Raw genomic sequence first — 25,125 nt, 5'->3', positions numbered from 1 at the left:
TTCGTCGCGGGTTCAAACGCATTCGAGGCCTTCGCGTTGCACCGGTCATGGAAAGCTATGCCTGCCAGCGCCGGCCCGAGGTCTGGACGCCGAACAGCGAGGGGTTGCGGGCATAGGCGGCAAGACCGAGAAGTGCTGCCAGCGGGTGAGTGATGACGTAGACGGGCATGGTGCGCATCAGCGCGCTGTGCGGCGCCTTGTCCTCGAACGCGGCGCGGAAATTGCCCGCCTTCAGCGCCGGCACGATTTTCTGCGCGATGCCGCCGGTGAGGAAGACGCCGCCACGGCTCATGAACACAAGAGCGAGGTCCCCGGCGGTGCGGCCGAGGCAGGTGACGAAGAGCTCCAGCGCTTCCTCGGCGACCCGATCGGTCTTGGCCAGTGCCGCGCCAGTAACCTCGGCCGGCGTGGTGAAGGGCGCCGGCTTGCCATCCGCCCTGGCCACGGCGCGATAGACGTTGACCAGGCCGCGCCCGCACAGGATCTGCTCGCCGGAAATGCGGCCCTCGAGCTTCTCGATATGCGGGAAAACCTCGAAATCGCGCGGCGTGCGCGGGCCGATATCCATATGGCCACCCTCGCCGGGCACCGGTATCCAGTGGCGCAGCGCATGGACCAGTCCGGCGACGCCGAGGCCGGTGCCGGGACCAAGCACCACCCTGCCGGCATTGGGCTCGGGCGTGCCGCCGCCGATCTTTTCCATATGCTCCTCGCCGAGCGCCACGACGGCCAGCGCCTGCGCCTCGAAATCATTGAGCACGACGATGTCGCTCAGGCCCAGATTGGCGAACATCTGCCTTGGCTTGACCACCCAGGGACAATTGGTGAGCTCGATCTCGTCGCCGTCGACCGGACCGGCCACCGCCAGCACAGCCGAATTGGGGCGCACGGACGAACGGTCGAGCACCGCCGCCTGGATCGCCTCGTCGATGGTGTTGTAGTTGGCGGTCTGGACGATCGCCGGCTCTCCGGCCTCGGAATTGGCGTCGAGCACGATCGAAAAGCGTGCATTGGTGCCGCCGATGTCGCCGATCAGGATCGGAAACCGCAGCAAAGTCTCTTCGTCACCCATGCCTGGCATGCCTGTCGTCCGTCCCCGACGGCCCATCGCCGTTCATCCGTTGACTAGCGCATGAGTTTGAAAAGGGAAACGGTTTTCGAGACCGGCGGCGCGCACGAGCTGGTTCTGCGGCCAAACGGCCACTATTTCGCGAAAAACCGGCGGCTAAACCGATTGAGCCGACCGATAGGGCCGCCGCCAGTCAATTTCCCGGCGGCCGTGGCCTCGGCACCGGCACGCCGACTTCAGGGGTTGCGGTGAAGGCGTTGACCGCGCCGGACAGGCCATCCGTGCCGCTGGCCTTGGCCGCCGGCGGAGATGGCGCTTCCGGTTCGGGCGCGGCAACCGCGACCGGCATGGCGCCGCCATGATAGGTCGCGGCCTCGGCCGAGACCGGTCCGGGCGCGTCGAGCACGTCGCGGCATTCCCTGGGCAGGTTCGCCATCGTCATGACGTCGCGCGCCTTGGGCGCATCGGGGTTCTTGTTGGGCCGCCACGGCTCCTGCGTGAACCACCAGGCGAGCGGCTTGCCGCAGCCGTCGTCGGCCGGCGTCGCCTCCTGCCCCTTGCAGCCGGGCGAACCCGGCTGGCAGCCGATGCGCATGTGGAAATGGTAGTCATGGCCCCAGAACGGCCTGATCTTGCGCAGCCAGTCCCGGTCGCCCGTGACCGTGTCGCAGAGCTTCTTCTTGATGCCGGGGTTGACCAGGATGCGTTCGACCTGCGGGTAGCTCGCCGCCCGCTTCAGCAGGCGCGTGTGCGCCGGCGTCCACAGCGCGTCCTTCACCAGATGCGTCTTCTCGTCGACCATCAGCGTGGCGCTCATGCTCTCGCGCTGCGCCCGCGTCAGGGTGCGGTCGGGCATCGGCGTCAGCCAGATATCGGCATCGAGCCCGATCTGGTGCGAGGCATGCCCGGTCAGCATCGGGCCGCCGCGCGGCTGCGAGATATCGCCGATCAGGAGGCCCGGCCAGCCGTCGGCGACGGCATCGCGCGACAGTTTCTCGATCGTCGCGATCATCGCCGGATGACCCCAGCGGCGGTTGCGCGACGGGCGCATCACCTGCCAGGTCGGTCCATCCATGGGAATGGCGACACCGCCGGCAAAGCAACCCTTGGAGTAGAAGCCGAAGGATTGCGGCGCGGTCGCGGTCGGCAGTTTCTCGGCACCGAACAGGTCCTTGGCGCGTTCCTCGGCCAATGCTGGCTGCGCGCCTAAACCGGTCAAGACGAGCAAGCCGAGAGCAGCCGCCAGCCGTGACGATTTCCCGAGATATGGCCACGTCGCTGTCTTCATGAAATCGGATCCCCACCGCAATTCCGAAGCCGAATCATAGCACGCCGCGCCAGCGGCTTCGATCGTCAGCGCTTCATCGGGCTGCGCGCCGCGCCGTCCTTCCAGTCGCCGCTTGCCCACAGATGGCCGAGGGCGGCGCGGTAGTCCGGAAAGCGGAAACGATAGCCCGCCGCCTTGATCGCCGCATTGGCGACCCGCTTGTTCTCGCCATAGAAGGACCGCGCCATGGGCGAAAGTTGGGCGGTCTCGAAGGGAATTTCCGGCGGCGGTGTGACACCCATCAGCGATGCGGCGTAGGCGACGACATCCTGCGGCGGCGCCGGCTCGTCGTCGGTGACATTGAAAATGCCGCCTTTGTTGGCCTCGATGAGCTGCCACAGCGCCCCGGCAATGTCGTCGCAATGGATGCGGTTGAAGACCTGGCCGGGCTTGACCAGCCGCCTTGCCGTGCCGTTCTGCAGATTGACCAGCGCATTGCGGCCCGGGCCGTAAATGCCGGACAGCCGCAAGATCGCCACCGGCTGGCCGATCTCGCGGCCCAGTTCCAACCAGCCCCGCTCGGCCGCGACCCGCATCACCGAACGCTTCGACACCGGCCGGCATTCCGCGGTCTCGTCGACCCAGGCGCCATCATGATCGCCATAGACGCCGACCGTGGAGAGATAGCCGATCCACTCCAGCGCCGGCATACCGGCAATCGCCTCGCGCGCGGCATTCAGCACCGGATCGCCGGCCTCGTCGGGCGCGATCGAGATCACCAGATGGGTGGTTTTCTCCAAGGCGTCGCCGATGTCGCCGGTCAGCGCGCCGTCGAACAGCAGCGGCGTAACGCCGGCCTGGCGCAGGCCGGCGAATTTCTCCTCGGAGCGTGTCGTTCCGAGGATCGCGGCGTGATTCGGATTGGCGCGCGCGAATGCCTGCCCCGAATAACCCGCGCCGAAGACAAGAACCTGTTTTTCACTCATGCATGCGCCCTGGCTGGGACCGGCCGCGCCCATTCCTCACGCACGGCCTTGTCACTTTCGCTCTTCAGGCCGTCGGCGGCCCGGTCGCGATATTCGGTTTCCGGCACCAGCCTGGCCAGCGCCCATATTGCCGCGCCCCGCACCAGCGGCGACGGATCGGCGAGCAGTTGCTTCACGATGGCGGCCAGCGCGGCATCGCCGGAATTGCCGGCGGCGATCAGCACGTTGCGGACGAAACGGTCGCGGCCGATGCGCTTGACCGGCGAACCGGAGAAGAAGGCGCGGAAGGCCGCATCGTCCAGCCGCAGCAGGTCGGCGAGCGGCGGCTCGCGCAGGTCCGCGCGCGCGGCGAGTTTTGCCTCGGAGGCCGCGCTGGCGAACTTGTTCCAGGGGCAAGCCGCGAGACAATCGTCGCAGCCATAGATGCGGTTGCCGATTTTCTCCCGGAATTCATCCGGGATCGGCCCTTTGTTCTCGATGGTGAGATAGGAGATGCAGCGTCTTGCATCGAGCCGGTAGGGCGCGGGAAACGCATCGGTCGGGCAAGCATCGAGACAGGCGCGGCAGGAGCCGCAATGATCGATCTCCTTGCGGTCCGGCGCGAGTTCGGCCGTGGTGAAGATGGTGCCGAGAAACAGCCAGGAGCCGTGGGCGCGGCTGACCAGATTGGTGTGCTTGCCCTGCCAGCCAAGCCCGGCGGCCTCGGCCAGCGGCTTTTCCATCACGGGCGCCGTATCGACGAAGACCTTCACGTCGCCGCCGGCGCGCGCGACGATCTTGCCGGCGATTTCCTTCAGCCGGCCCTTCATCACTTCGTGGTAGTCGCGGTTTTTCGCGTAGACCGAGATCGCGCCCCGGTCACGCTTCGACACCAGGTCGCGCGGATCGTGGTCCGGCCCATAATTCATGGCCAGCACGATGATGGAGCGGACTTCGGGCCAAAGCGTCGAAGGCTCGCTGCGCCGCGCAATCGTCTCCGCGATCCAGTCCATGGAACCGTGAAAGCCGTCGGCGACGAATTCGGCGAGCCGGACCGGCGCCAGCGGGATCGCGTCGGGGGTGGTGACGGCGATGGCGTCGAAGCCGGCGCGTTGCGCCTCCGCGTCGATCAGCGCGCGCAGTCTTGCCGCGTCAGAAGTCGAGGTCCGCATAGTGCGAAACCGGCGATATACCGCGCACGCGGTCGGTCAGCAGCGGCCGGAACGAGGGCCGCGACTTCACCCGCGTATACCATTCGCGCGCCGCGGTGTGTTCGCGCCAGTCGATTTCGCCGAGATAGTCGAGCACCGACAGCGTCGCGGCGGCCGCCAGATCGGCATAGGTGACCCTGCCGCCGGCCAGCCAGTGACGGGTGCCGGCCAGCCAGTTGGTGTATTTCATGTGCTGGCGGATGTTGGCGCGGGCCGCGCGGATGGCGCCCGAATCCGGCGAACCGCCGCCCGCCGTTTCCGGCATGACCGGCTTCAGCACGCGTTCGCGCACCAGATGCCGGGTGACCTCGCTTTCGGCCTTGTTCAGGTACCAGTCGATCAGCCGGCGGATTTCGGCGCGCTGCATCGGATCTTCCGCGAACAACCGCCTGTCGCGCTTCAGCACGCCACGCGTTTCATCGAGATATTCCGATATCACCGTCGCGCCGACGATCGGCACGTCGCCCTCGGCGAGCAGGATCGGCAGCGTACCAGCCGGGTTCAGCGCCAGGAACTCCTTGCGCCGCGTCCACGGCTTTTCCTCGATGAGCGCCAGTTCCTCGCCATATTCGCCGAAGGCGAGGCGGACGAAACGGCAGGTTGCGAACATGGGATGGTGGAAAAGCGTCAGCATGGTTCCGCGATTATAAAGCGACTGGCGAATCGCCGGACGCACCGGTAAGTCTTGGCCGCCCGGTTAGCGGGCCATCAGGGATGTTGCGACCTATAGGGGCACTTCAACGCCATGACAAGCAAGCCGTTCCGTTAGCCGTCATGCAAATGCCGAGGTAGAAATGGAAAGCCAGACCATCGTCGAAGCGCTGCTGCTCGGCCTGCTGGAGGGATTGACCGAGTTCATCCCGGTCTCTTCGACGGGCCATATCCTGCTCGCCGGCCATTTCCTCGGCTTCCAGTCGACCGGCAAGGCCTTCGAAATCCTGATCCAGCTCGGCGCCATCCTGGCGATCCTGACCGTCTATTTCCGCCGCCTGTGGCAGATGCTCCTGGAATTGCCGCATGACCGGCTGACGCGGCATTTCGTCCTCGGCATCCTGATCGCCTTCCTGCCGGCGGCGATCATCGGCGCGCTGGCGCATGATTTCATCAAGACGGTGCTGTTTGAATCGCCGAGGCTGATCTGCATCATGCTGATCATCGGCGGCGTGGTGCTGCTGGCAGTCGACCGCATGAACCTGAAGCCGGTCTATCGCGACGTCGAGCGCTTCCCGACCAGGCTTTACCTGCAGATCGGGCTGTTCCAGTGCCTGTCGCTCATTCCCGGCACCTCGCGCTCGGGTTCGACCATCGTCGGCGCGCTGCTTTTGGGCGTCGACAAGCGGGCGGCCGCCGAGTTCTCCTTCTTCCTCGCCATGCCGACCATGGTCGGCGCCTTCGCCTTCGACCTGTTCAAGAACCGCAACGTGCTGACCTCGGCCGACGTCCCGATCATCGCCGTCGGCTTCATCGCCGCCTTCGTCTCGGCGCTGTTCGTGGTGCGTTTCCTGCTCGACTACGTCTCACGCAAGGGCTACGCGCTGTTCGGCTGGTGGCGGCTGGTGGTGGGGATTGTCGGCCTGGTGGCGCTGATGATCTGGGGGTGAGCTTACCCCTGTGGGGAGGGTGCCCTCACTAGTTCCTTCCATAGAATGCGTTTTCGACATGCACAGGCCAGCGCCAAGGCAGCACGGCGACCATGTCGAAGCGCATCGACAGCCTGCCATAGTCCGCCTGCCGCGACAGCCAGATGTCGGCGGCCGCCTCGATGCGGCGCTCCGATTCATGGCCGATCGCCTCCATGGCTTCCATCAGCGTGCGCCGCGCCTTGACCTCGACGAACAGCACGAGATCGCCGCGCCGGGCGATCAGGTCGATCTCGCCGAAGCGGGTTCGGTGGCGGCGCGCGAGAATCCGGTAGCCCTTCAGCATCAGCGCGGCAGCCGCCAGCCATTCGCCCCGATGGCCGCGCCGATAGGCTTTCCGGCGGCTGGCGCTCGGACGCTCAGCCACCGTCGCCTTCCTCCGAAGCCTCTTTAAGTTCCAGCAGCCGCCGGTAAAGCGCCTGCTTCTGGCCGCCGGTCATTTTCGCGGCCTCCGCCGCCGCCTTGGAGGCGGGCATTTCAGCGGCGAGCGACAACAGCAAGCGGTCGATGTCTTCGGGCTGATCCGCCCTGGCCTCGGCCGGACCGACGCAGACGACGATCTCGCCCTTCGGCGTATCGGCCGCGGCATAGTGGTCGGCCAGCGCACCCAGCGTGCCGATGCGCATTTCCTCGAAGGCCTTGGTCAGTTCCCGCCCGATCGCGGCCTTGCGCTCGCCGCCGAGAGCCTGCGCCATGGCGCCAAGAGACTCGGCAAGCCGGCGCGGCGATTCGAAGAAGATCAGCGTCGCCGGAACGGCTCTCAAGGCCTCCAGCCTGGCCAGCCGCTGACCCGATTTCACCGGCAGGAAGCCGGCGAACAGGAAAGCGTCGGAGGGCAGGCCCGACGCGGTGAGCGCCGCGAGCGGCGCAGAGGGGCCCGGGATCGGCACGACGCGAATGCCGTGGTCGATCGCCTCGCCGACCAGCCGGTAGCCGGGATCGGAGACCAGCGGCGTGCCGGCGTCGGAAATCAGCGCCACGCTCTGGCCGGCCTGGAGGGCCGATATCAGTTTCGGCCCTGCCTCGCCGGCATTGTGCTCGTGATAGGCGGTGGTGCGGCGGCGGATGCCGTAGCGGTCGAGAAGGACGCGCGACACACGCGTATCCTCGCAGGCCACGATATCGGCGCCGGCCAGCGTCTCCAGTGCGCGCAGCGTGATGTCGGCGAGATTCCCGATCGGCGTCGCCACAAGATAGAGTGCCGGCTCGAGCGGGCGGGCCGCGATCTCGGTCTGCCCGATCACATAGCTGCGCTTGCCCGTCTCTTCCGTCACTTGATGTCGTCTCCGTTCGGCCTGTCTGGCCCGCCAAATCCTGTTTGGCACGGCTGGCGTGGGGTTGCAAAACTCACGGCGATGTAAGGTAGCCGCCATTCCTTCGCCACAGTGGGGAACGAAACCGGGTCTGGCAGATTTAGCCCCTGATTCCCAAGGGAGGACAGGATGGACAGCCTGAAGATACAGGACGCTTTCGCGCCCTATTATGCCGGCCGCAACAACGCCTCCCTGACCAGGGACAAGCATCTGCCTGCCGAAGACAAAGCCAGCCTGACCAAGCGGGCCGCGAGAGCCCTGCCCAGCAATGTCAGGCTTTCCGACAACGAACCCGAAAGCACGACGGAGCACTGACCGGACGATGCCCAATCGCTTCGATATCTTCATCACCCGTCTTGAAACCAAGAACGCCCGCGATGGCGTCCCACCGCATCCGCTGACCGCCCCGCCCAGCGCGCGCCGCGAAAAGGCCGACGCCAAGCCGGCGCGGACCGGAGAGGCGCATGCCGAAAAGGACCGCGGCAAGCGGCGTTTCAAGCACGACGCCTGACTTGCGATTGGCGATAACTTCTCTCGTTTCGTCATCCTGGGGCGCAGCAAGGAGCGAAGCGACGCGGCGCAGACCCCGGGATCCATGCCGCGACATCAAAGCGTCACTACGGTTCAGAAATTCTGTTTCCACCGCACTCTCCAGAGCGGGCGGCATGGATCGTCGGGTCAAGCCCGAGGATGACGAAGGTGTTGTTTACCGCGCCAGATCGGCCACCACGGCGTCCAGCACGATCATGCCGGCCGGCGTGGCGCGCAGCCGCGCATTGCCGATCGGCGCCACCAGCCCCTCGCCCTGCAGCACCGACAGCCGCGCCGTGGACAGGCCGCGCCCGGAAAACGCCTCGTAGCGGGCGAGGTCGATGCCTTCGGCGAGCCTCAGCCCCATCAGCAGGAACTCGTCGGCCTCTTCCGAGCGGGTCAGGATCTCGCCGCCGGTAACGCCGTGACCCTTGGCCTCGACCAGATTGGCCCAGGTTTCCGGCATCCGCTCGGCGATGGTGACCACGCGGTGGCCGTTCTCGACGAAGCGGCCATGCGCGCCGGGGCCGACGCCGACATATTCGCCGTAGCGCCAATAGGTCAGGTTGTGACGGCTTTCCGCGCCGGGCCGGGCGTGGTTGGAAATTTCATAGGCCGGCAGGCCTTGCGCCGCCGTGACCTCCTGCGTCAACGCATAGAGGTCGGCAGCGTGGTCGTTGTCGGGAATGGCGAACTTCTTGGCCGCGTGTAGAGCGTGGAAGGGCGTGCCTTCCTCGATGGTCAGCTGGTAGAGCGATAGATGGTCGGCGGCGTGGCCGATCGCCTGCTCGAGCTCTGCCTGCCAGTCCCACGGCGTCTGGCCGGGGCGCGCGTAGATCAGGTCGAAGGACAGCCGCGGAAAGATCTCGCGCGCCAGGCTGATGGCGTGCAGCGCTTCCTCGACATTGTGCAGCCGGCCAAGGAAGCGCAAATCCTTGTCGTTCAGGGCCTGCACGCCGAGCGATACACGGTTGACGCCCGCCGTACGGTAGCCGCGAAACCGTTCGGCCTCGACCGAGGACGGGTTGGCCTCCAGCGTCACCTCGATGCCGCCGGGCACCGTCCAGTTCTTCGCCACGGCGTCCAGCACCCTGGCCACCGTCTCCGGCTTCATCAGCGAGGGCGTCCCGCCGCCGAGAAAGATGCTGGTGACGTCGCGCGGCCCGGTGCGCTGGCGCATCGTCGCCAGTTCGGCCTCGAAGGCGGCGGCAAAGCGCTCCTGGTCGACCGGCTGGTGACGGACATGGCTGTTGAAGTCGCAATACGGGCATTTGGCCGCGCAGAACGGCCAATGCACGTAGACGCCGAAGCCGGGGCTGCGGTCGAGCGGCATCGTCGTGCTGGCCCCGATCATGCCGATCCGAGGCGGGCGCGGGCGAATTTCTGGAAGGCGCGGGCGCGATGCGACAGCGCCGTCGCCTGGCCGGGCTTCCAGCCGTGCTTTTCCTCGGCGCTCATCTCGCCGAAGGTCTTTTCGAAGCCGTCGGGCAAGAACACCGGATCGTAGCCGAAACCGAGTTCGCCGCGCGGCGGCCAGACCAGCGTGCCTTCGGCCTCTCCGCGATAATATTCGGCCTCGCCATCGGGAAAGGCCAGGCAGATGACGGCGACGAAGCGGCCCGTGCGCTGCTTGGGCGTCGACGCGCCGACTTCCTGCATCGCCACTTCGGTGCGCTGCATGGCCATGGCGAAATCGCGTGAGCCATCCGGCTTTTCGGCCCAGTTGGCGGTATAGACGCCGGGCGCGCCGTCGAGCGCGTCGACGCAGAGACCCGAATCGTCGGAAAGCGCCGGCAGGCCGGTGGCCTGGGCGGCCGCGAAGGCCTTGATATAGGCATTCTCCTCGAAGGTGGTGCCGGTCTCGTCGGGCTCTGGCAGGCCATAATCCCTGGCCGATCTCGCCTCGAAGCCGAATGGCCCCATCAGATCGGCGAATTCGCGCAGCTTGCCGGCATTGTGGCTGGCGACGACGATCTTCTTGCCATCAAGCGAATGAAGAGTTGGTGAATGCATCAGAGGCCCCAGATTCTCGGCTCGGCGAATTCGATCGAATTGCCCGAGGGGTCACGTATATAGAGCGAGCGGCCGCCTTGCGGCCACTCGAACTCGCTTTCGATGGCGATTCTTTTTGCCTCGAGGTGGGCTTTCCAGCCGGCGAGCTCGTCGGCGGTCGCCGCGAAGCAGAGATGTCCCTCGCCCACCGCGCCATGCGGCGGCACCGGCAGCCGGGCATCCGGTGCGGGCGGGATCCTGGTCGCCTCGGCGTTGAAGACGAGCAGCACGCCTTGGCCGCAGCGGAAGAAGAGGTGGCGGCCTTCGACCCTGCCGAGGAGGGTGAGGCCGAGGATGTCGCGGTAGAAGGCCTCGGCGACTGGCAGGTTGGTGACGTACAGAGCGGATTCGAGGATTGCAGAGGGAGTCACGAGGCACCCCCCTCTGGCCTGCCGGCCATCTCCCCCGCAAGGAGGGAGATCGGCAGCGTCAAGGCTGGCTCGTGGCTTGCAACGTTGGTGATTGGCGAAACCCGCGACCACAGCCGATCTCCCCCCTTGCGGGCGAGATGCCCGGCAGGGCAGAGAGGGGTGATCAAGCGCGGCATTTAAACCTAAGCCACCGCCATTTGCTGCAAACTCACCAGCCGCGAGATGCCCTTCTTGGCCAGGCCCATAAGCTCCGCGAACTGTTCCTCGGAGAAGGGTTCGCCCTCGGCGGTGCCCTGGATCTCGACGATGCCGCCCTTGCCGGTCATGACGAAATTGGCGTCGGTGCCGGCCGAGGAGTCCTCGAGATAGTCGAGGTCGATGACCGGCTGGCCGTCATGGATGCCGCAGGAAATCGCGGCGACGTGGTCCTTGAGCACCTTCGAGACGCTCGCCATCTGGCGCGCTTCCATCCAGCGCAGGCAGTCATAGAGCGCGACCCAGCCGCCGGTGATCGAGGCGGTGCGGGTGCCGCCATCGGCCTGGATGACGTCGCAATCGACGGTGATCTGCTGTTCGCCCAGCGCCTGCAGGTCAACGACGGCGCGCAGCGAGCGGCCGATCAGGCGCTGGATTTCCAGCGTGCGGCCGCCCTGCTTGCCGGCGGAAGCCTCGCGGCGCATGCGCTCGCCGGTCGAACGCGGCAGCATGCCGTATTCGGCCGTGACCCAGCCCTTGCCCGAATTGCGCATCCAGCCCGGCACCTTTTCCTCGAGGCTGGCGGTACACAGCACATGGGTGTCGCCGAACTTCACCAGGCATGAGCCCTCGGCGTGCTTGGACACGCCGCGCTCGAAGGATATGGCGCGCATTTCGTCGAATTGGCGTTTGGAGGGGCGCATTCAGGCTCTTTCCCGTTATGTATTCAGACCGGCTTTTGAATCGTGGGCGGCTTGTAGACCCAGCGGGCGCATGGCGCAAAGGAAAACGGCCGGACGACAGCACGGGGCGGCGCCGAGTGACCGCAAGAGCGGCGGCGGGTTGCGCGGGCAGTCGGGGAGTCTATATCTTGTAGCTTGGAGGTTTTTGGCCGCGATGACCAAGGCAATCGATCACGCTACGCAGCAGCCGGCGCTTCAATCGCTGGACATGCGTTCGCGCGATATTTTCCGGCGCATCGTCGATTCCTATCTCAGGGACGGCGAGCCGGTGGGCTCGCGCAGCCTGTCGCGCATCCTGCCCTCCTCGCTGTCGCCCGCCACCATCCGCAACGTGATGAGCGACCTCGAACATCTCGGGCTGATCTACGCGCCGCATATTTCGGCGGGACGGCTGCCGACGCAGGCCGGGCTGCGCTTCTTCGTCGATGCCTTCATGGAGCTTGGCGATCTGTCAGACGAGGAGCGCCGCGCCATCGAGGCTCAGGTCCGCGCATCGGGTTCGGGCGCGACGCTGGAGCACATGCTGACCGAGGCCAGCCAGATGTTGTCGGGCATGTCGCGCGGCGCCGGCCTGGTGCTGGCGGCCAAGAACGAGGTCGCGCTGAAGCATATCGAGTTCATCCAGCTCGAGCCGACGAAGGCGCTGGCCGTGCTGGTGTCGCAGAACGGCGATGTCGAAAACCGCGTCGTCGACCTGCCGGCGGGCATCACCGTCTCGCAGCTGCACGAGGCCTCCAACTTTCTCAACGCCCATATCCGGGGCCGCACGCTCGCCGAGGCGCGCACAGAGATCGCCCGCATCAAGGAAGAGACGCGGGCGGCCCTCGACACGCTGTCGCAGGACCTCGTCGAGAAGGGCCTGGCAGTGTGGGCGGGCGCCGAAAGCGGCCTGCCGGCGCGGCTCATCGTGCGCGGCCGCGCCAACCTGCTCGAAAACGTCACCGCGCAGGCCGATATCGAACTGCTGCGCCATCTGTTCGAGGACATGGAGACGCAGGACGGGCTGATCCAGCTGCTCGACCTCGCCGAGCAGGGATCGGGCGTGCGCATCTTCATCGGCTCGGAGAACAAGCTGTTCTCGCTGTCGGGCTCGTCGCTGGTCGTCGCGCCCTATCGCGACAAGGATGCGCGCGTCGTCGGCGCGCTCGGCGTCATCGGCCCCACCCGTCTCAACTATGCCCGCATCGTGCCGATGGTCGACTATACCGCGCAACTGATATCGCGCATGCTGCGTTGAGGCTCCGTCAATAATCGAGGAGACGACGATGGCGTTCGAAGAACTCAAGGCCCAGATCGGCCTGCTGCTGGAAGAGATGGTCAACCAGCCGGAGGACGCGCGTGAAGTTCAGGAACAGCTGCGCGAAAAACTGCGGGAAATGCGGGCCATGGGCCTGCCGCTGCCGGCCGATCTCGTCGAACTGGAAAAGCGCCTCGACAGCGATCTCGACGCCGAGGCCTGAGCGTCCACGCTTCAATTCGGCGCGAGGAACGCGGAACAATCGGCGATGCCGGCCGTTGCCCCTGGCCTTGGCCAGGCGGTTCGGCGGCCACGCCTGGAGGACCCCATGATCAGATACGCTTCTTTCGCGGCCCTTCCGGCCTGTCTCTTGATGGCCGGCGCGGCCCTGGCGGCCGACCAGCCCTTGCTCAAGGGTTCCGAAGCCTTTGGCGACTGGCGCGCCGACAGGCCGGGCGTGCGGCGCCTGATCACACCGCAGGACCTGCCCAAGCCCTATGTCACCAAATCGGCTTCCAACAGCGCCGGGCTTGCCGACATGCCGGCGGATGCCAAGCCGCAGTTGCCGCCGGGCTTTTCGGCCGAGATGATCGCATCCGGCATCGACAATCCGCGCGTGGTTCGCGTGGCGCCCAATGGCGACCTGTTCGTGGCCGACAGCGAGGCCAACCAGCTTCGCGTCTACAGACTTGCCCAGGACAGCGCGAAACCGTCGGAGAAAAGCATTTTCGCCCGCGATCTCAACCAGCCCTACGGCATTGCCTTCTATCCGCCGGGCAATGACCCGAAATGGGTCTATGTCGCCAACAGCGACAGCATCGTGCGCTTTGCCTACAAGAGCGGTGATCTCAAGGCCTCCGGCGATCCCCAAACAATCGTCGGGAATATCCCCGCCAACCACCACTGGACCCGCGACATCGCCTTCTCGCCGGACGGCAAGACGCTCTATCTCTCCGTCGGCTCGGGCTCGAACGTCGCCGAGGACATGGGCAAGGCGCCCGATGGCGGGCTGGAAGCGTGGGTCAAGTCGAAGCCGCTCGGCGCCAGCTGGGGTTCCGAGGAGGGCCGCGCCGACGTTAAGGCTTTCGACCCGGACGGCAAGAACGGCCGCATCGTCGCCACGGGCCTGCGCAATTGCTCGGGCATGACCGTCCAGCCGGCGACCGGTGCGCTGTGGTGCGTGGTCAACGAGCGGGACGCGCTCGGCGACAATGTACCGTTCGAATATGCGACATCGGTCAAGGAGGGCGCCTTCTACGGCTGGCCGTGGTATTATATCGGCAACCACGAGGACCCGCGCCACAAGGGCGCTCGACCCGATCTCGCCGGCAAGGCGACCATTCCGGACGTGCTGATGCAGGCCCATTCCGCGCCGCTCAACATCGCCTTCTACGACGGCAAGGATCTTCCCGCCGACAGCGGTTTTCCCAAGGCGTACCGGGGCGACGCGTTCGTGGCCCTGCACGGATCTTGGAACCGTGCCAACCGGACGGGCTACAAGGTTGTCCGGCTCAAGTTCGAGGACGGCAAGCCGACCGGCGAATACGAGGACTTCATGACCGGCTTCGTCGTTTCCAGCGGCGAGGTCTGGGGCCGGCCGGTGGGCGTGGCGGTGGCGAAGGACGGGGCTCTGATCGTCACCGAGGACGGCAACGGCACGATCTGGCGCGTCACCTACAGCGGCAGCCGGTCCTGATCAGACCTGGTTGGGTGGCTTAGGCCCCCTCACCCGGATTGCCAAGACCGAATTGCACGGCAATTCGGGGCAATCCGACCTCTCCCCGGTGGGGAGAGGAGATTGTCGGCGCCGGCGCAGACCTCTTCTCCCCTCGGGGAGAAGGTGGCCGCGAAGCGGCCGGATGAGGGGGCTTCGTAAGGCGAACGTCGGGATATCTGGTGCAATGGATTCCGCCCCCAGGAAATTCAATCCTGGCCTGTTCCATGCGATAAAGCGGTCTGACCTGAGAACGCATTGATGACCCTCACCGGCTTCCTCGCCTACAGCGCCGCACTCGGCATCGCCGCCGCCATTCCCGGCCCCGGCGTTACCGCACTTGTGGCGCGCGCGCTCGGCTCCGGCTTCCGTTCCTCGCTCGCCATGTCCTTCGGGCTGATGCTCGGCGACCTCACCTACCTGACCGCCGTCGTGCTCGGCCTCGCCTTCGTCGCGCAGACCTTCGGCATGGTGTTCCTGGCCATAAAATGGGCCGGCGTCGCCTATCTGGCCTTCCTCGGCTGGCGCTTCTGGACCGCCGGCATCACCCCCGAGACGGTGGAAGCCCGCAAAGGCAAGGGCGGTCTGGTGTCGAGCTTCCTCGCCGGCCTCACGGTGACGCTCGGCAACCCCAAGACGATGATCTTCTATCTCGCCATCACGCCGACAATCGTCGACCTCAGGACGATCACGCTCGCCGACTACGGCATTCTCGCCGCGCTGACGGTCGTCGTGCTGTTCGTCGTGCTGGTGCCCTATCTGGCGCTCGCCGCCAAGGCCCGCTGGTTCCTGAAGTCGCCACGCGCACTGAAGATGCTGAACCGCACGGCGGCCGGCTTCATGGTCGGCGCGGCGGCGGCGATCGCTGCCCGGCAATAGCGCCGCTCGCGCCAAAAGATTCCAGATCGGGACCCTTTCGGAAAACGCTTTTCCGGGACATCGCTTCTTTAGACATGCGCTCCACTCGGATATTTTCCGCCGACGGTCTATCTTGCGCGCTCGAAGGTCCTATCTTGCCGGCTGAGACGCCAATCGGCTGAACCCGTCACTTGCCTGAATACTCACTTGCCTGAATCCTGGGAGCGAAACCAATGAACAAGCCCGTTACCTCCGCCCGCGTGCCCGGCCGCGGCCGCATCTACGATTCGATCACCGATACGATCGGCGACACGCCGCTGGTGCGGCTGGACAAGTTCGCCAAGGAGAAGGGCATCGTCGCCAATCTGGTCGCCAAGCTCGAATTCTTCAATCCGATCGCGTCGGTCAAGGACCGCATCGGCGTGGCGATGATCGAGTCGCTGGAAGCGTCCGGCAAGATCGCGCCCGGCAAGACCACGCTGATCGAGCCGACCTCGGGCAATACCGGCATCGCGCTCGCCTTCGCCGCCGCCGCCAAGGGCTACAAGCTGATCCTGACCATGCCGGAGACGATGTCGATCGAGCGCCGCAAGATGCTGGCGCTGCTGGGCGCCGAACTGGTGCTGACCGAAGGGCCGAAAGGCATGAAGGGCGCCATCGCCAAGGCCGACGAACTGGCGGCGACCATCCCCAACGCCATCATCCCGCAGCAGTTCGAGAACCCGGCCAATCCTGAAATCCACCGCAAGACGACAGCCGAGGAAATCTGGAACGACACGCATGGCGAGGTCGACATCTTCGTTGCCGGCATCGGCACCGGCGGCACCATCACCGGCGTGGGCCAGGTGCTGAAGAAGCGCAAGCCCTCGGTGCAGATCGTCGCGGTGGAGCCAGACGCCTCGCCGGTGCTGTCGGGCGGCCAGCCCGGTCCTCACAAGATCCAGGGCATCGGCGCCGGCTTCGCGCCGAAGATCCTCGACACCACGATCTATGACGAGATCGTCAAGGTCTCGAACGAGGATTCAGTCGCCAATGCGCGGCTCATCGCCCGCCTCGAAGGCGTGCCGGTCGGCATCTCGTCGGGTGCCGCGCTCCAGGCGGCGGTCGTCGTCGGCTCGCGCCCTGAGAACAAGGGCAAGACCCTGGTCGTGGTCATCCCGTCCTTCGCCGAACGCTACCTGTCGACCATCCTGTTCGAAGGGCTGGGGGCTTAGGAGCAGTTCCAGAGCCGGCGGCCGGCATAGGCTGAAGCCGCCGGCCCGACCGGGCCGGCGACGCGTGACGCCGCGCCCTCAGAACTTGACCGCGAAGCCCGCTTTCAGGCCGTGGCTTTGCCCGAACTTGCCGAGCTGGCCGGCATAGGAGGCATTGAGGGAGACGTTGCGCGCCAGCCTGGCGTTCAGGCCGAAGTCCAGCACGGCGACATCGCGGTCGATCGGTACGCCCGCCACGCTGAAGGCGGTTCCCGCGCCGAAGGCGAGCGTGGATGTCGGCGTGACGTCGCCGACGGCGTGCCGCCAGCCGAGCGAGGCGCGCGCCGCCAGGCTCGATTCGCCGCGCAGGACGAGAACCTTCTCCGCGCGCATTCCCAGTGTGGTGTAGCCGGTTTCCATGCCGCCGCCCTTCGCGGTCAGCGCCGCCGCTCCGCCACTTTCGCTAAAGCCGTCCGTATGGAGATTGACATAGGCGAGGCCGGCGAAGGGTTCGAAGGCAAGGCCGGCGGCTTTCATCGTATAGGCGATCTCGCCGAAGGCCTGGGCGGTGCCCGCTTTCATGTCGCCCCGCGCCGTATCGAGGAAATCCGAGAAGGCGATGGAGCGGCTGGTCTCGATATCGTGCCAAGTATAGGCGGTACCGAGACGAACACCCAGGGCGCCCCACTCGCTGCCGCCATAGAGCGCGACGTGGTAGTTGTCGCTCGAGCCGGACGAGGCGCGGTCGTTGGCATCGAAGGCGGAATGCGTATATCCAGCGGCAAGGCCGAACCGCCAGTTCTGGACGACGAGGCCATCGGCGCCGACGAGGAAGCCCGCCGTGTCGTGATCGAGCCGCACGGCATTGCCGTCGCCGTCGGTGTTGCCCCAGGAGCCCAGCGCGCTGGTCCAGAAGGTCAGATCCGAAATCCCCGGCGCCTTTTCATCGACGGTTCCGGGCGAGGCGTCTCTTGCACGGCCGATGAGCGTGTCGCGCAGCAGATGGCTGCTTTCCATCAGCACGCCCGTGGCGCTCGCATGGATTTCGCCAGACAGCGCATCGAGGGCGCCAGGCAGGACATCGAGCCTTTCGACGAGCAGTTGATCGTAGATGGCGCTGCCCGCGCCGTCGCCCTCGATGGCGGCGGCAACGCTGCGCTGGTTCAGCGTCTGCCCGACACTGGCGAAGGAGACGTCGTTGCGGCTGAGAGTGAGATAGACATTCCTGGTGTCATAGCTGAGCGAGGCATCCAGGAAGGCGAAGGCGTCGGCCAGCTGACCGTTTTCGCCGCCGAAGGCAGTGCCGTTCAACCCGCCATTGGCCGACAGGATCGTATAGGTGGTGCCGAGCGAATAGCTTCCCGCGGCGGGCTTTGCCAGGGCGATCGCGCCATCCGACAGGGTCGCCGACCCGGTCGCGGCGATATGGTCGCTGGCGCCTGCCGCATTGAGGCTCACCTCGTAGACCGAACCAGACTCGAAGGTCACATCGCCCTCGACGTTCAACGTTGCCACGCCACCGATGCCCGCTCCCAGGGCGACCGTGCCGCCGTTTTCAACGATGAGGCCGCCGACGGTGCCCCGGCCCTGGAGCCGTCCGTTTTTCACCGTGACCTGCGAGGCGGCCAGCGATGCGTCCGAAAGCATGAGCAGCGCATCCGTCACATGGGTGGCGCCTGAGAAATCGCTGCTGCCGGTAAGCGCCCAGGCCGAACCGGCCGCGAGGTCGAGCGTATCGAAGTTTCGGTAGGTCGCGCCGTTGCCCAGCAGCGCGGCATCGAAGCTTCCCGATATTTCGCCCAGGCGCAGCGTGTCGCTGCCTGCGCCGGCATCGACGGTGCCGGTCACGCTGCTTCCGGCCTGATAGACAAAGGTCTCGTCGCCGTCGCTCATCTCCACGGCGATGCCGTCGGCGCCGGTGATCGAGCCATAATTGACGATGGTGTTTTGCTGCGTGCCTATGATGCGGATGCCGAAGCCGGCCTTGCCCTCGATCGTCCCGTAATTGGTGATGGCGATCTTGTCGAAGGCGGGGCCGGTCTCGCTGTCGTCGACCAGGATGCCGTTGTCGACGCCGCTGATCAGGGCATTGCGGTGGGTTGCGTCGCCATTGACGATGATGCCGCCGCCGATGGCGATGCCTTCGCTGGTCGCCGGACCCGGATCGCCCGCCTTGGTGCCGTTGGAGCCCAGGCCAAGGATCGAGCCGTAATTATAGATATGGCCGATCGCGTCGATATCGACGCCGTCACCGTCGCCATAGCTGGCGTCAGGGTTGAACGTGCCGATGATGGTGCCGTAGTTCGTCACCTTCACCGGTTCCTGTCCCACGACGGTATCGTAATTGATGCCCGATCCGTTGTTGCCGATGATCGTGGCGTTGACGTCGTTGAAGACGGTGAGCGTCTGTTTGCCCGTAATGCCGTGGCGCGCGCCGGAGATGAGGCCGTCACCATAGTTGTTCACGGTGCCTGCATTGGTATCCTGGAAGTCTATTCCGTCGCTGCTGGCGTTGGGATCGGGCGATTTCGCGATGATCTGCCCGTAATTGTCGACGACGCCGTTGGCGCCGGGCCGGATCGCATCGGCATCGGCCGTTTCGATCAGGCCGGTGGCGCGGTTGATGATCCTGATGGTGGCGCCAGGCGTGGCGACGCCGTTGAGATCGATCGCCTGGCCTGAATCGGCGCCGAGGCCGATCGAGCGGATGGTGCCGGCATTGTCGATCAGGATTTCGCCGACGGTGGGGACCTCGCTTATGCGTATGGCGTCGTTGACCGCCGAGATGACGGCTCCTTCCGAGTTGGTCAGGTCGAAGCGTGTCAGCGTGCCGGCATTGTTGATGTTGATGCCGCGGCCGGCGGATTCGGTCGCCAGGATCTTGCCGTCATTGACGATGGTTATCACGCCCGCTCCGGGGCGAATGGTATCGTCGCCCTTGGATTCGATGGTGCCGGTGTTGTTGATGTTGACGACCGCATTGCCCGAGGTGATGAGCGCGAAGTCGAGCGCCTGGCCGGTCTGTGACAGGATCGTGCCGTCATTGTTGATGGTCACCGTGCCCGAGGACAGGTTGTTGTTGATGCGAAACGCGTCGTTGCCGGAAGTGACCGTCGCGCCGAGGTAATTGTTCAGGGTAAAGCTGCCGGACAGCGTTCCCGACGTGTCGATGGCGCGGGTGTTGGCCTGGACCAGGCCGTAATTGTCGATGACGAGGCCGTTCGCCGCACCGTTCCATACAATGGCGTTGGCGCCGCTGACATTGAGCGACGCGCCGCTGTTGATCGTGCCGTGATCGGCTCCGGTCACGGTCTTGACCGTGTTCGCCGGAGCGCCCGGTATGGTGAAGTCGGCGGACCATGCCGCGGCAGGCATCATAACGGTAGCCGCAAGCGCGGCGCGGCTGACCGAGGCACGCAGCCCCGACACAAACAAACAGGTCATGAAATATTGCCCCAGTGTCAAAAAACGCTTCCCGATCGCCCACGGGGAAGCAGACCCCCCATAGGGGGGCTATGCTGAAGTTTTGTGACACGCGGGCCGCCGGGGCGATCGTTTGGCGCCATGCCGGGAATGACGGCGACGGCCGCTCTTTCCTCCGATCGGGGCACCGCGACAACGGTTTGCTGGCCCGCTGAAAAACCGTGCGTGGCCGTCGCCGGCCGGCTTGAGCAGAACCCGGCTTCCGGTTCATATCCTTCCTGGCCCGCGCCCGATCGGGCAGGGGAGGATTTGATGTACAAGCTTTACACCCGTCCAGGCAGCGGCGGCTTCGTCGTCGAGGCGGCACTGGCCCTAGCGAACGCGCCTTTCGAACAGATCGACGTGCCGAAGACCGACCGGCCGGAACAGGCCTTTCTCGATATCAGCCCGCTGAACCAGGTGCCGGTGCTGACTTTGCCGGACGGGAATTCGCTCACCGAATCGGCGGCGATCTGCATCCTGCTCGCCGAACGGCATCCCGAAGCCGGCCTGGCGCCCTCCGCCGACGCGCCGGCCCGTGCCGACTTCCTGCGCTGGATGGCCTTCATGTCGTCGGTGCTCTATCCGGCGGTGCTGCGGTTCTACTACGCGCCGCGCTACACGGCCGATGCCGATGGGACGAAGGCCGTGAAGCAGGCCGCCGTGGCCGAGATGGATCGTGGCTTTGCCGTGATCGACAGCGCCCTGCGCGGCCGCGACTGGCTGGCCGGCGAGACGATGTCGCTCGCCGACGTCTATCTGGCCATGCTGGTGGCCTGGCATCCCGACGCCGCCAAGGCGCGGACGGCCTGGCCGGAGATCGAGCGGGTATGGTCGAGGCTGCGGGATCATCCGCTCCTGAAAACGCTCAACACGTCGCACGAGATGTGGCCCGCCTGAAGAAGCTGGCGCGGCCGGACATCAGTGCCGGAGCGCTGCCTGTTTTCCCTGAAGGAAGCGGCGCACGGCGGGATCGCGCTCGAGGCCGATCGCCCGGTCATAGGCTTCGGTCGCCTGCGGCACCTGGCCAAGCCTGGCGAGCAAGCCGGCGCGGGCCGCCCAGTAGGGCTGGTAGTCGTCAAGCCGCTTGTCGTCGCCCAGCACATAGAGCGCCGCCAGTCCCGCCACCGCGCCCTCGACCTCGGCGATCGCCACGGCGCGATTGATCGCCACGACCGGCGATGCCGCGACCGCAAGCAGCGCGTCATAGAGTTCGCGAACCGCCTCCCAGTCGGTGCGGCCGCTCAGCCGTCGCGCCGCGTGAGCGGACTGCACCGCCGCCTCGAGCTGGTAGCGGCCGATGGCGCCCAGGCTGGCGGCGCGGCGCAGCAAGGCTTCCGCCTCCTCGACCAGAGCGTGATCCCAAAGCGCGTGGTCCTGATCGGCGAGCGGCACGTAGTCTCCGGAGGCATCGCGGCGGGCGGCACGGCGCGCCTCGGCGAACAGCATCAGCGACAGCAGGCCCAGCGCCTCCGGCTCGTCCGGCAGCAGCGACGCCACGAGGCGGCCGAGCCAGATCCCCTCGGTGGCGAGGTTGCGGCGCCGCGTCTCGGTGCCGGCCGGGTCCAGCCAGCCTTCAGCAAAGGTGGCGTAGATCGCCGCCAGCACTGCATCCAGCCGCTCGCCGAGTTCGGCCTGCTCCGGCACGCGGAACGGAATGCCGGTTTCGCGGATGCGGGTCTTGGCGCGCACCAGGCGCTGGCCCATCGTCGCCGGCGGGACCAGGAAAGCGGAAGCGATCGTTGCGGCATCGAAGCCCAGCACGGCCTGCAGGATCAGCGGCGCGCGCACGCCTGGCTCGATCGCCGGATGGGCGCAGGCAAACATCAGCCGCAGCCTTTCGTCTGGAAGGTCCTCGTCGGTCATGCGCGCCTCCGTCTCTTCGGCGATCAGCTGGAGATGATCGCGGGCGGCCTCCCGGGTAAGCCGCCGGCGTACCACATCGACGCGGCGCCGCCGGGCCACCGCCAGCAGCCAGGCTTCCGGCTTGTCGGGCACGCCCGACTTCGGCCAGCGTTCCAGCGCGGCGGCAAAGGCGTCGGCCAGCGCGTCCTCGGCGGCCGCAACGTCGCGCGTGCGCGCCGCGAGCCACGCGACAAGCTTGCCGTAGCTCTGCCGGGCGGCGGCCTCGGCGGCCGCCCGGGCGATCTCCGGGCGACTGTCCATTGCGCGGTCAATCCTTGGGCAGGTAGTCGGCCATTTCCCAGATCGGCCGCAATTCGACCGTGCCGGTGCTGGCCGCCGGACAGCGGGCTGCCCATTCGATGGCGGTGTCGATGTCGGCCGCCTCGATCATATAGAAGCCGGCAAGCTGCTCCTTGGTGTCGGCGTAGGGGCCGTCGATGACGTTGGTCTTGCCGTCGGCGATCCGCACCGAGGTGGTCGCCTGGGTCGGGCGCAGCCTTTCCCCGGCCAGCCACACGCCGGACTTCTTGAGCGCTTCGGTATAGGCGCTGTAGGCCGCGCTCATCTGCCGGGTCTTCTCGATCGGCAAGGCCGCCAATGCGGCTTCGTCGCTGTTGATCATGATCATGTATCGCATGGGTGTTCTCCCGTGTTTTCGAAGGCCGCGTATCTGCAAGGCCAGACGTATGTCGCGCGGCATCGGCCGATTTCGACAGCGCCGCCGAAAAAATCGGCCGATCGCCCGGCCTCCACATTAACCCCGCCGGCCGATCGGCTCCAGCCAGCCGCGATAGCGCACGATGAGGCCGGTGAACGGGTGCGAAATCTCGACATGGAAGCGGAAGCGGCCGTCCTCGACGGTTTCGTACGACGTGGAACGCGGGCAGAGCCACATCGGCAACGGCAGACCCAGCAGGCTCCAGCCGCGCAGGACGAGCGCCAGCTTTTCCTCCCGGGTGACCAGCGCCATGGCGAAGGTCAACGGGCCGAACCGCTCGCATAGCAAGCGCTGCGAGCGCCCTCTCCCTAAGAGCTGGCGGCTGGAGAAGCTGTGCGTGCCGAATGCGCGTGTCCAGGTTTCTCCGTCCCCATCGGTGCCGAAATGGACATGGACCGGAATATCGGCGGCCGCCCCGGGAAACCCGACCGCCCATGCAATCAGCCGGCTAAATATATTGCTGCCACGCTCGACGCTGGCGCGGCCCTCAGCCGTTTCGGTCCGATCATGCATGGCGCGGATCTCGTCGGGCAGGGCCTGCCAGGCGTGTCCGAGCAGGGCGGCGTAGAGCGGTTTTCCCGGGCCAGCGGCGCTGTCGTCACGAAAACCCGGATAGATGGTTTTGTTGGCGAACAGCATTTCGTAGTCGGCGAGATCGAGATCGTTCACGGCGGCACGGGCACCCGGTGCTGGCGCTCTGCCGTCGAGTGCCTTGCGGACCAGTGCCTCGACCGCCATCGACGGGATCAGCGGCCCGTCATTGCCTTCCGCCAGCAAATGCCAGGAACGCCTGACGGGAGCGCCGGTCCCATCCGCACCCTCGACCTCGACGAACATGCCGCCGCGATGTTCACCCCAGCGTAGCCGGTTGGTTGCCCAGTGCATCAGCGGGGCGAGCGGCGACAGTGAGCGGACCAGCCCGATGCGCACCAGCCAGGCAAGGCCGATCAGGGCGCGGTGCAGGATTTCAGGAACCGGTCCCGCGCCCATCCAGATGGTCCTGGCTTGCGGCCACAGTTCACCCAGCGCGCGCAGGTCCGGCACGTCGACCAGCGAGAACAGCGTGTTCTTGACCGGGACCCGGCCCGGCGGCGCGATGGTGTAGCGCATCTGCTGGGTCAGCGGGTGGCCCTGCGCCCTGGCGCCGTCGCGCATCAGCGTGACCGGCCGGCCGGCGTAGCCGGCGATCGCGCGGATGACGTTCTCGCCGACGCCCGCATAGGGCGAGGGCGCGATGCCGCCTGTGATGCTGTCGACCCGCGTCATGCCGGACGACAGCCGGCGCACCACCGCCGCGGTCAGCACGGGAAAGGAGGAGACGCCGGACAACACGAACAGCCCGGCACGCTTCGCGGCATCGTCGAAGGCCGGCACGCCGGCAACGAAATCCGAACCATCGGCGAGATCGAGATAGTTGACGCGCCTGGCGATGCAGGCCTCGACCAGCCGATAGCGTCCTTCGCCATAGGCCTGGAACGGGCCGCTGGCGTCGACCAGCGTGTTGGGGCGCAGCAGAGCGAGTTGGGCGGCGACATCGCCGTCGCGGTCGAACGCGGCCGGGATCAGGTGAGCAGCGGTCGGACCCCGGCTCCCGCACCAGGCCTCCGCCCTGGCCCGCGAGCGGCCGGCGACGATCAGGGTCAGGCGCGGCTCGCTCTCCAGCAACTGGACGATGCGTCCGCCGAAAGTGCCATAGCCGCCGACGATGAGAAGCTTCATGCCCTGCCCCCAGGCTGTGCCTGCCGAAATCCGCTCTCAGCCGATGAACCGTCCCCGCAGCTTGGCCGGCGGAACATCGCAACTGTCCTTCCTGCCGAACAGCGCGTAACGATTCCGGGCGATGCGGTTGTATATCCAGTCGCGCAGCGGGCGCGGCAGCAGCAACAGGGTTCCTGCCGCGCGCCACGGCCAGCCGAGCTCCGACATGACTGCAACAAAACTGTCGAGGCGGATGAAGGGGACGCCGCCGACAAGGACGAGATTGGTTTCGTAGCTGTCGGTCGGCAGATCGTATCTGCGAAACAAGGCCTCGCCGAGCGGCGACTGCACGGTGGTGAAGCGGAAGCGGGCCTTGCGGTCGAGCCTCAGCACCATGTGCACGAAACCCGAGCAGAACACGCAGACCCCATCGAAGACGATCAGCGGTTGGTCGACATCCAAGTGGTTGGGATCGGGCGAAACAGGACGGGTCGGTACGGGCGGACTTGACTGGGAAAGGTCGGTCACGCTGGCCTCGGCTGCTTATGTCCCCGGGACATTAAGCCAGCCGATGGCGACGTCAAAGACGCGGCAATGTCGCACGCCGACGGTCGATCAGGACCGGACGCTCGGCGCGGTAAGTGGTGGCGCGGGATTCGGTATCCGGCCTGCAGATGCGGCTGTTGTGCCTGAGCTCGAAAGTCATGGTCAGTGCGCGCCGAGCGAGGTGCCGCGACGGGCGCAAGCCGGGCCGGGGCCGCGCATGTAATAGCGCTCCGGGCGGTAGGTCGGCGCGACGAATTCGCGGATGGCGGCGGCGTAGCCGATGAGGTGTGCGAGGAAGTTCATTTTACCTGGTCCCTGTCCCGATTTTCGGATGTCCCTTCCGAATTGCGAGAACGATAGCATTTAGGCGTGAATAGTCGGTGAACGTGATGTTAATTTCTGGTCGAAAACCCGTCGGATCGTGGCCGGAATGCGGC

General features: G+C 66.3%; 26 protein-coding genes. 9 read left to right on the top strand and 17 right to left on the bottom strand.

Translation table 11 applies throughout. From position 1 onward, the window contains the following. Positions 1–55 precede the first annotated feature (55 nt). The 5 genes from FFS37_RS07045 to FFS37_RS07025 all read right to left on the bottom strand — a co-directional run bounded on the left by FFS37_RS07045 (position 56) and on the right by FFS37_RS07025 (position 5,146). Entirely contained in the window at positions 56–1,081 is a 1,026-nt protein-coding gene (locus FFS37_RS07045) for a glucokinase (protein WP_137930228.1), read from the bottom strand. A gap of 181 nt (positions 1,082–1,262) precedes the next feature. Further along, on the bottom strand, positions 1,263–2,357 hold the full coding sequence (gene mepA / locus FFS37_RS07040; RefSeq protein WP_137930227.1) for a penicillin-insensitive murein endopeptidase: 1,095 nt from the start codon (positions 2,355–2,357) through the stop codon (positions 1,263–1,265). Between the two features lie 65 nt (positions 2,358–2,422). Continuing rightward, a complete protein-coding gene (locus tag FFS37_RS07035; protein ID WP_137930226.1) occupies positions 2,423–3,322 on the bottom strand; it encodes an SDR family oxidoreductase in 900 nt (299 codons plus the stop codon). Continuing rightward, positions 3,319–4,473 (bottom strand): tRNA epoxyqueuosine(34) reductase QueG, encoded by a 1,155-nt coding sequence (queG, locus tag FFS37_RS07030; protein WP_137930225.1) that lies wholly within the window; start codon positions 4,471–4,473, stop codon positions 3,319–3,321. The genes FFS37_RS07035 and queG overlap by 4 nt, the downstream gene beginning before the upstream one ends. Beyond that, positions 4,454–5,146 carry a glutathione S-transferase family protein gene (locus tag FFS37_RS07025; RefSeq protein WP_137930224.1) on the bottom strand — a complete coding sequence of 231 codons (693 nt, stop codon included), beginning with the start codon at positions 5,144–5,146 and terminating at the stop codon, positions 4,454–4,456. Before FFS37_RS07025 ends, queG begins: the two co-directional genes overlap by 20 nt. Positions 5,147–5,306: 160 nt before the next feature. On the opposite strand from FFS37_RS07025, the gene FFS37_RS07020 reads away from it, so the two are divergent. Continuing rightward, the gene (locus FFS37_RS07020; RefSeq protein WP_137930223.1) at positions 5,307–6,113 is read left to right on the top strand and encodes an undecaprenyl-diphosphate phosphatase; all 807 of its coding nucleotides are present in this window, start codon (positions 5,307–5,309) and stop codon (positions 6,111–6,113) included. Between the two features lie 28 nt (positions 6,114–6,141). Here FFS37_RS07020 and FFS37_RS07015 read toward each other — a convergent pair whose 3' ends face one another. Together FFS37_RS07015 and rsmI are read right to left on the bottom strand one after the other, a co-directional pair. Beyond that, the gene (locus tag FFS37_RS07015; RefSeq protein ID WP_137930222.1) at positions 6,142–6,519 is read right to left on the bottom strand and encodes a YraN family protein; all 378 of its coding nucleotides are present in this window, start codon (positions 6,517–6,519) and stop codon (positions 6,142–6,144) included. Beyond that, positions 6,512–7,426 carry a 16S rRNA (cytidine(1402)-2'-O)-methyltransferase gene (gene rsmI, locus FFS37_RS07010; RefSeq protein WP_137930221.1) on the bottom strand — a complete coding sequence of 305 codons (915 nt, stop codon included), beginning with the start codon at positions 7,424–7,426 and terminating at the stop codon, positions 6,512–6,514. The genes FFS37_RS07015 and rsmI overlap by 8 nt, the downstream gene beginning before the upstream one ends. A gap of 168 nt (positions 7,427–7,594) precedes the next feature. On the opposite strand from rsmI, the gene FFS37_RS07005 reads away from it, so the two are divergent. Further along, on the top strand, positions 7,595–7,780 hold the full coding sequence (locus FFS37_RS07005; RefSeq protein ID WP_137930220.1) for a hypothetical protein: 186 nt from the start codon (positions 7,595–7,597) through the stop codon (positions 7,778–7,780). A gap of 7 nt (positions 7,781–7,787) precedes the next feature. Beyond that, the gene (locus FFS37_RS07000; RefSeq protein ID WP_137930219.1) at positions 7,788–7,976 is read left to right on the top strand and encodes a hypothetical protein; all 189 of its coding nucleotides are present in this window, start codon (positions 7,788–7,790) and stop codon (positions 7,974–7,976) included. Between the two features lie 195 nt (positions 7,977–8,171). On the opposite strand, the gene hemW is transcribed toward FFS37_RS07000, so the two are convergent. From hemW to rph, 4 genes are all read right to left on the bottom strand, one after another. Beyond that, entirely contained in the window at positions 8,172–9,350 is a 1,179-nt protein-coding gene (hemW, locus tag FFS37_RS06995) for a radical SAM family heme chaperone HemW (protein WP_137930218.1), read from the bottom strand. Then, entirely contained in the window at positions 9,347–10,009 is a 663-nt protein-coding gene (gene rdgB, locus FFS37_RS06990) for an RdgB/HAM1 family non-canonical purine NTP pyrophosphatase (RefSeq protein ID WP_137930217.1), read from the bottom strand. Before rdgB ends, hemW begins: the two co-directional genes overlap by 4 nt. After that, positions 10,009–10,419, bottom strand: a complete 411-nt coding sequence (locus FFS37_RS06985; RefSeq protein WP_137930216.1) for a VOC family protein — start codon at positions 10,417–10,419, stop codon at positions 10,009–10,011. Before FFS37_RS06985 ends, rdgB begins: the two co-directional genes overlap by 1 nt. 182 nt (positions 10,420–10,601) lie before the next feature. Continuing rightward, the gene (gene rph / locus FFS37_RS06980; RefSeq protein ID WP_137930215.1) at positions 10,602–11,318 is read right to left on the bottom strand and encodes a ribonuclease PH; all 717 of its coding nucleotides are present in this window, start codon (positions 11,316–11,318) and stop codon (positions 10,602–10,604) included. 193 nt (positions 11,319–11,511) lie between these two features. On the opposite strand from rph, the gene hrcA reads away from it, so the two are divergent. The 5 genes from hrcA to cysK all read left to right on the top strand — a co-directional run bounded on the left by hrcA (position 11,512) and on the right by cysK (position 16,380). Next, a complete protein-coding gene (gene hrcA / locus FFS37_RS06975; RefSeq protein WP_137930214.1) occupies positions 11,512–12,594 on the top strand; it encodes a heat-inducible transcriptional repressor HrcA in 1,083 nt (360 codons plus the stop codon). Positions 12,595–12,622: 28 nt separating this feature from the next. After that, positions 12,623–12,817 carry a hypothetical protein gene (locus FFS37_RS06970; RefSeq protein ID WP_137930213.1) on the top strand — a complete coding sequence of 65 codons (195 nt, stop codon included), beginning with the start codon at positions 12,623–12,625 and terminating at the stop codon, positions 12,815–12,817. A 105-nt stretch (positions 12,818–12,922) separates the two neighbouring features. After that, positions 12,923–14,290 carry a PQQ-dependent sugar dehydrogenase gene (locus FFS37_RS06965; RefSeq protein ID WP_137930212.1) on the top strand — a complete coding sequence of 456 codons (1,368 nt, stop codon included), beginning with the start codon at positions 12,923–12,925 and terminating at the stop codon, positions 14,288–14,290. 279 nt (positions 14,291–14,569) lie between these two features. Further along, on the top strand, positions 14,570–15,187 hold the full coding sequence (locus FFS37_RS06960; RefSeq protein ID WP_137930211.1) for a LysE family translocator: 618 nt from the start codon (positions 14,570–14,572) through the stop codon (positions 15,185–15,187). 212 nt (positions 15,188–15,399) lie between these two features. After that, positions 15,400–16,380, top strand: a complete 981-nt coding sequence (cysK, locus tag FFS37_RS06955) for a cysteine synthase A (RefSeq protein WP_137930210.1) — start codon at positions 15,400–15,402, stop codon at positions 16,378–16,380. 78 nt (positions 16,381–16,458) lie between these two features. Here the strand turns inward: cysK and FFS37_RS06950 are convergent, their stop codons facing one another. Further along, entirely contained in the window at positions 16,459–19,803 is a 3,345-nt protein-coding gene (locus tag FFS37_RS06950; protein WP_137930209.1) for an autotransporter outer membrane beta-barrel domain-containing protein, read from the bottom strand. Positions 19,804–20,094: 291 nt separating this feature from the next. Here FFS37_RS06950 and FFS37_RS06945 point away from each other — a divergent pair, with 291 nt between their 5' ends. Then, positions 20,095–20,721, top strand: a complete 627-nt coding sequence (locus FFS37_RS06945) for a glutathione S-transferase family protein (protein WP_137930208.1) — start codon at positions 20,095–20,097, stop codon at positions 20,719–20,721. Positions 20,722–20,742: 21 nt separating this feature from the next. On the opposite strand, the gene FFS37_RS06940 is transcribed toward FFS37_RS06945, so the two are convergent. The 5 genes from FFS37_RS06940 to FFS37_RS06920 form a co-directional block, all read right to left on the bottom strand. Next, a complete protein-coding gene (locus FFS37_RS06940; protein ID WP_137930207.1) occupies positions 20,743–21,987 on the bottom strand; it encodes an RNA polymerase sigma factor in 1,245 nt (414 codons plus the stop codon). 7 nt (positions 21,988–21,994) lie between these two features. Continuing rightward, positions 21,995–22,363 (bottom strand): YciI family protein, encoded by a 369-nt coding sequence (locus tag FFS37_RS06935; RefSeq protein WP_137930206.1) that lies wholly within the window; start codon positions 22,361–22,363, stop codon positions 21,995–21,997. 117 nt (positions 22,364–22,480) lie between these two features. Next, a complete protein-coding gene (locus FFS37_RS06930; RefSeq protein ID WP_137930205.1) occupies positions 22,481–24,163 on the bottom strand; it encodes an SDR family oxidoreductase in 1,683 nt (560 codons plus the stop codon). 36 nt (positions 24,164–24,199) lie between these two features. Next, positions 24,200–24,670 carry a thiol-disulfide oxidoreductase DCC family protein gene (locus FFS37_RS06925; protein WP_137930204.1) on the bottom strand — a complete coding sequence of 157 codons (471 nt, stop codon included), beginning with the start codon at positions 24,668–24,670 and terminating at the stop codon, positions 24,200–24,202. A 180-nt stretch (positions 24,671–24,850) separates the two neighbouring features. Further along, entirely contained in the window at positions 24,851–24,991 is a 141-nt protein-coding gene (locus tag FFS37_RS06920) for a hypothetical protein (protein ID WP_137930203.1), read from the bottom strand. Positions 24,992–25,125: the final 134 nt, after the last annotated feature.

It is taken from the genome of Mesorhizobium comanense (genome assembly GCF_005503535.1).
In the GTDB taxonomy this organism is placed as follows: domain Bacteria; phylum Pseudomonadota; class Alphaproteobacteria; order Rhizobiales; family Rhizobiaceae; genus Mesorhizobium; species Mesorhizobium comanense.
Note: the sequence above shows the minus strand (reverse complement) of the source record. Positions and strands in the feature narration are given on the sequence as shown.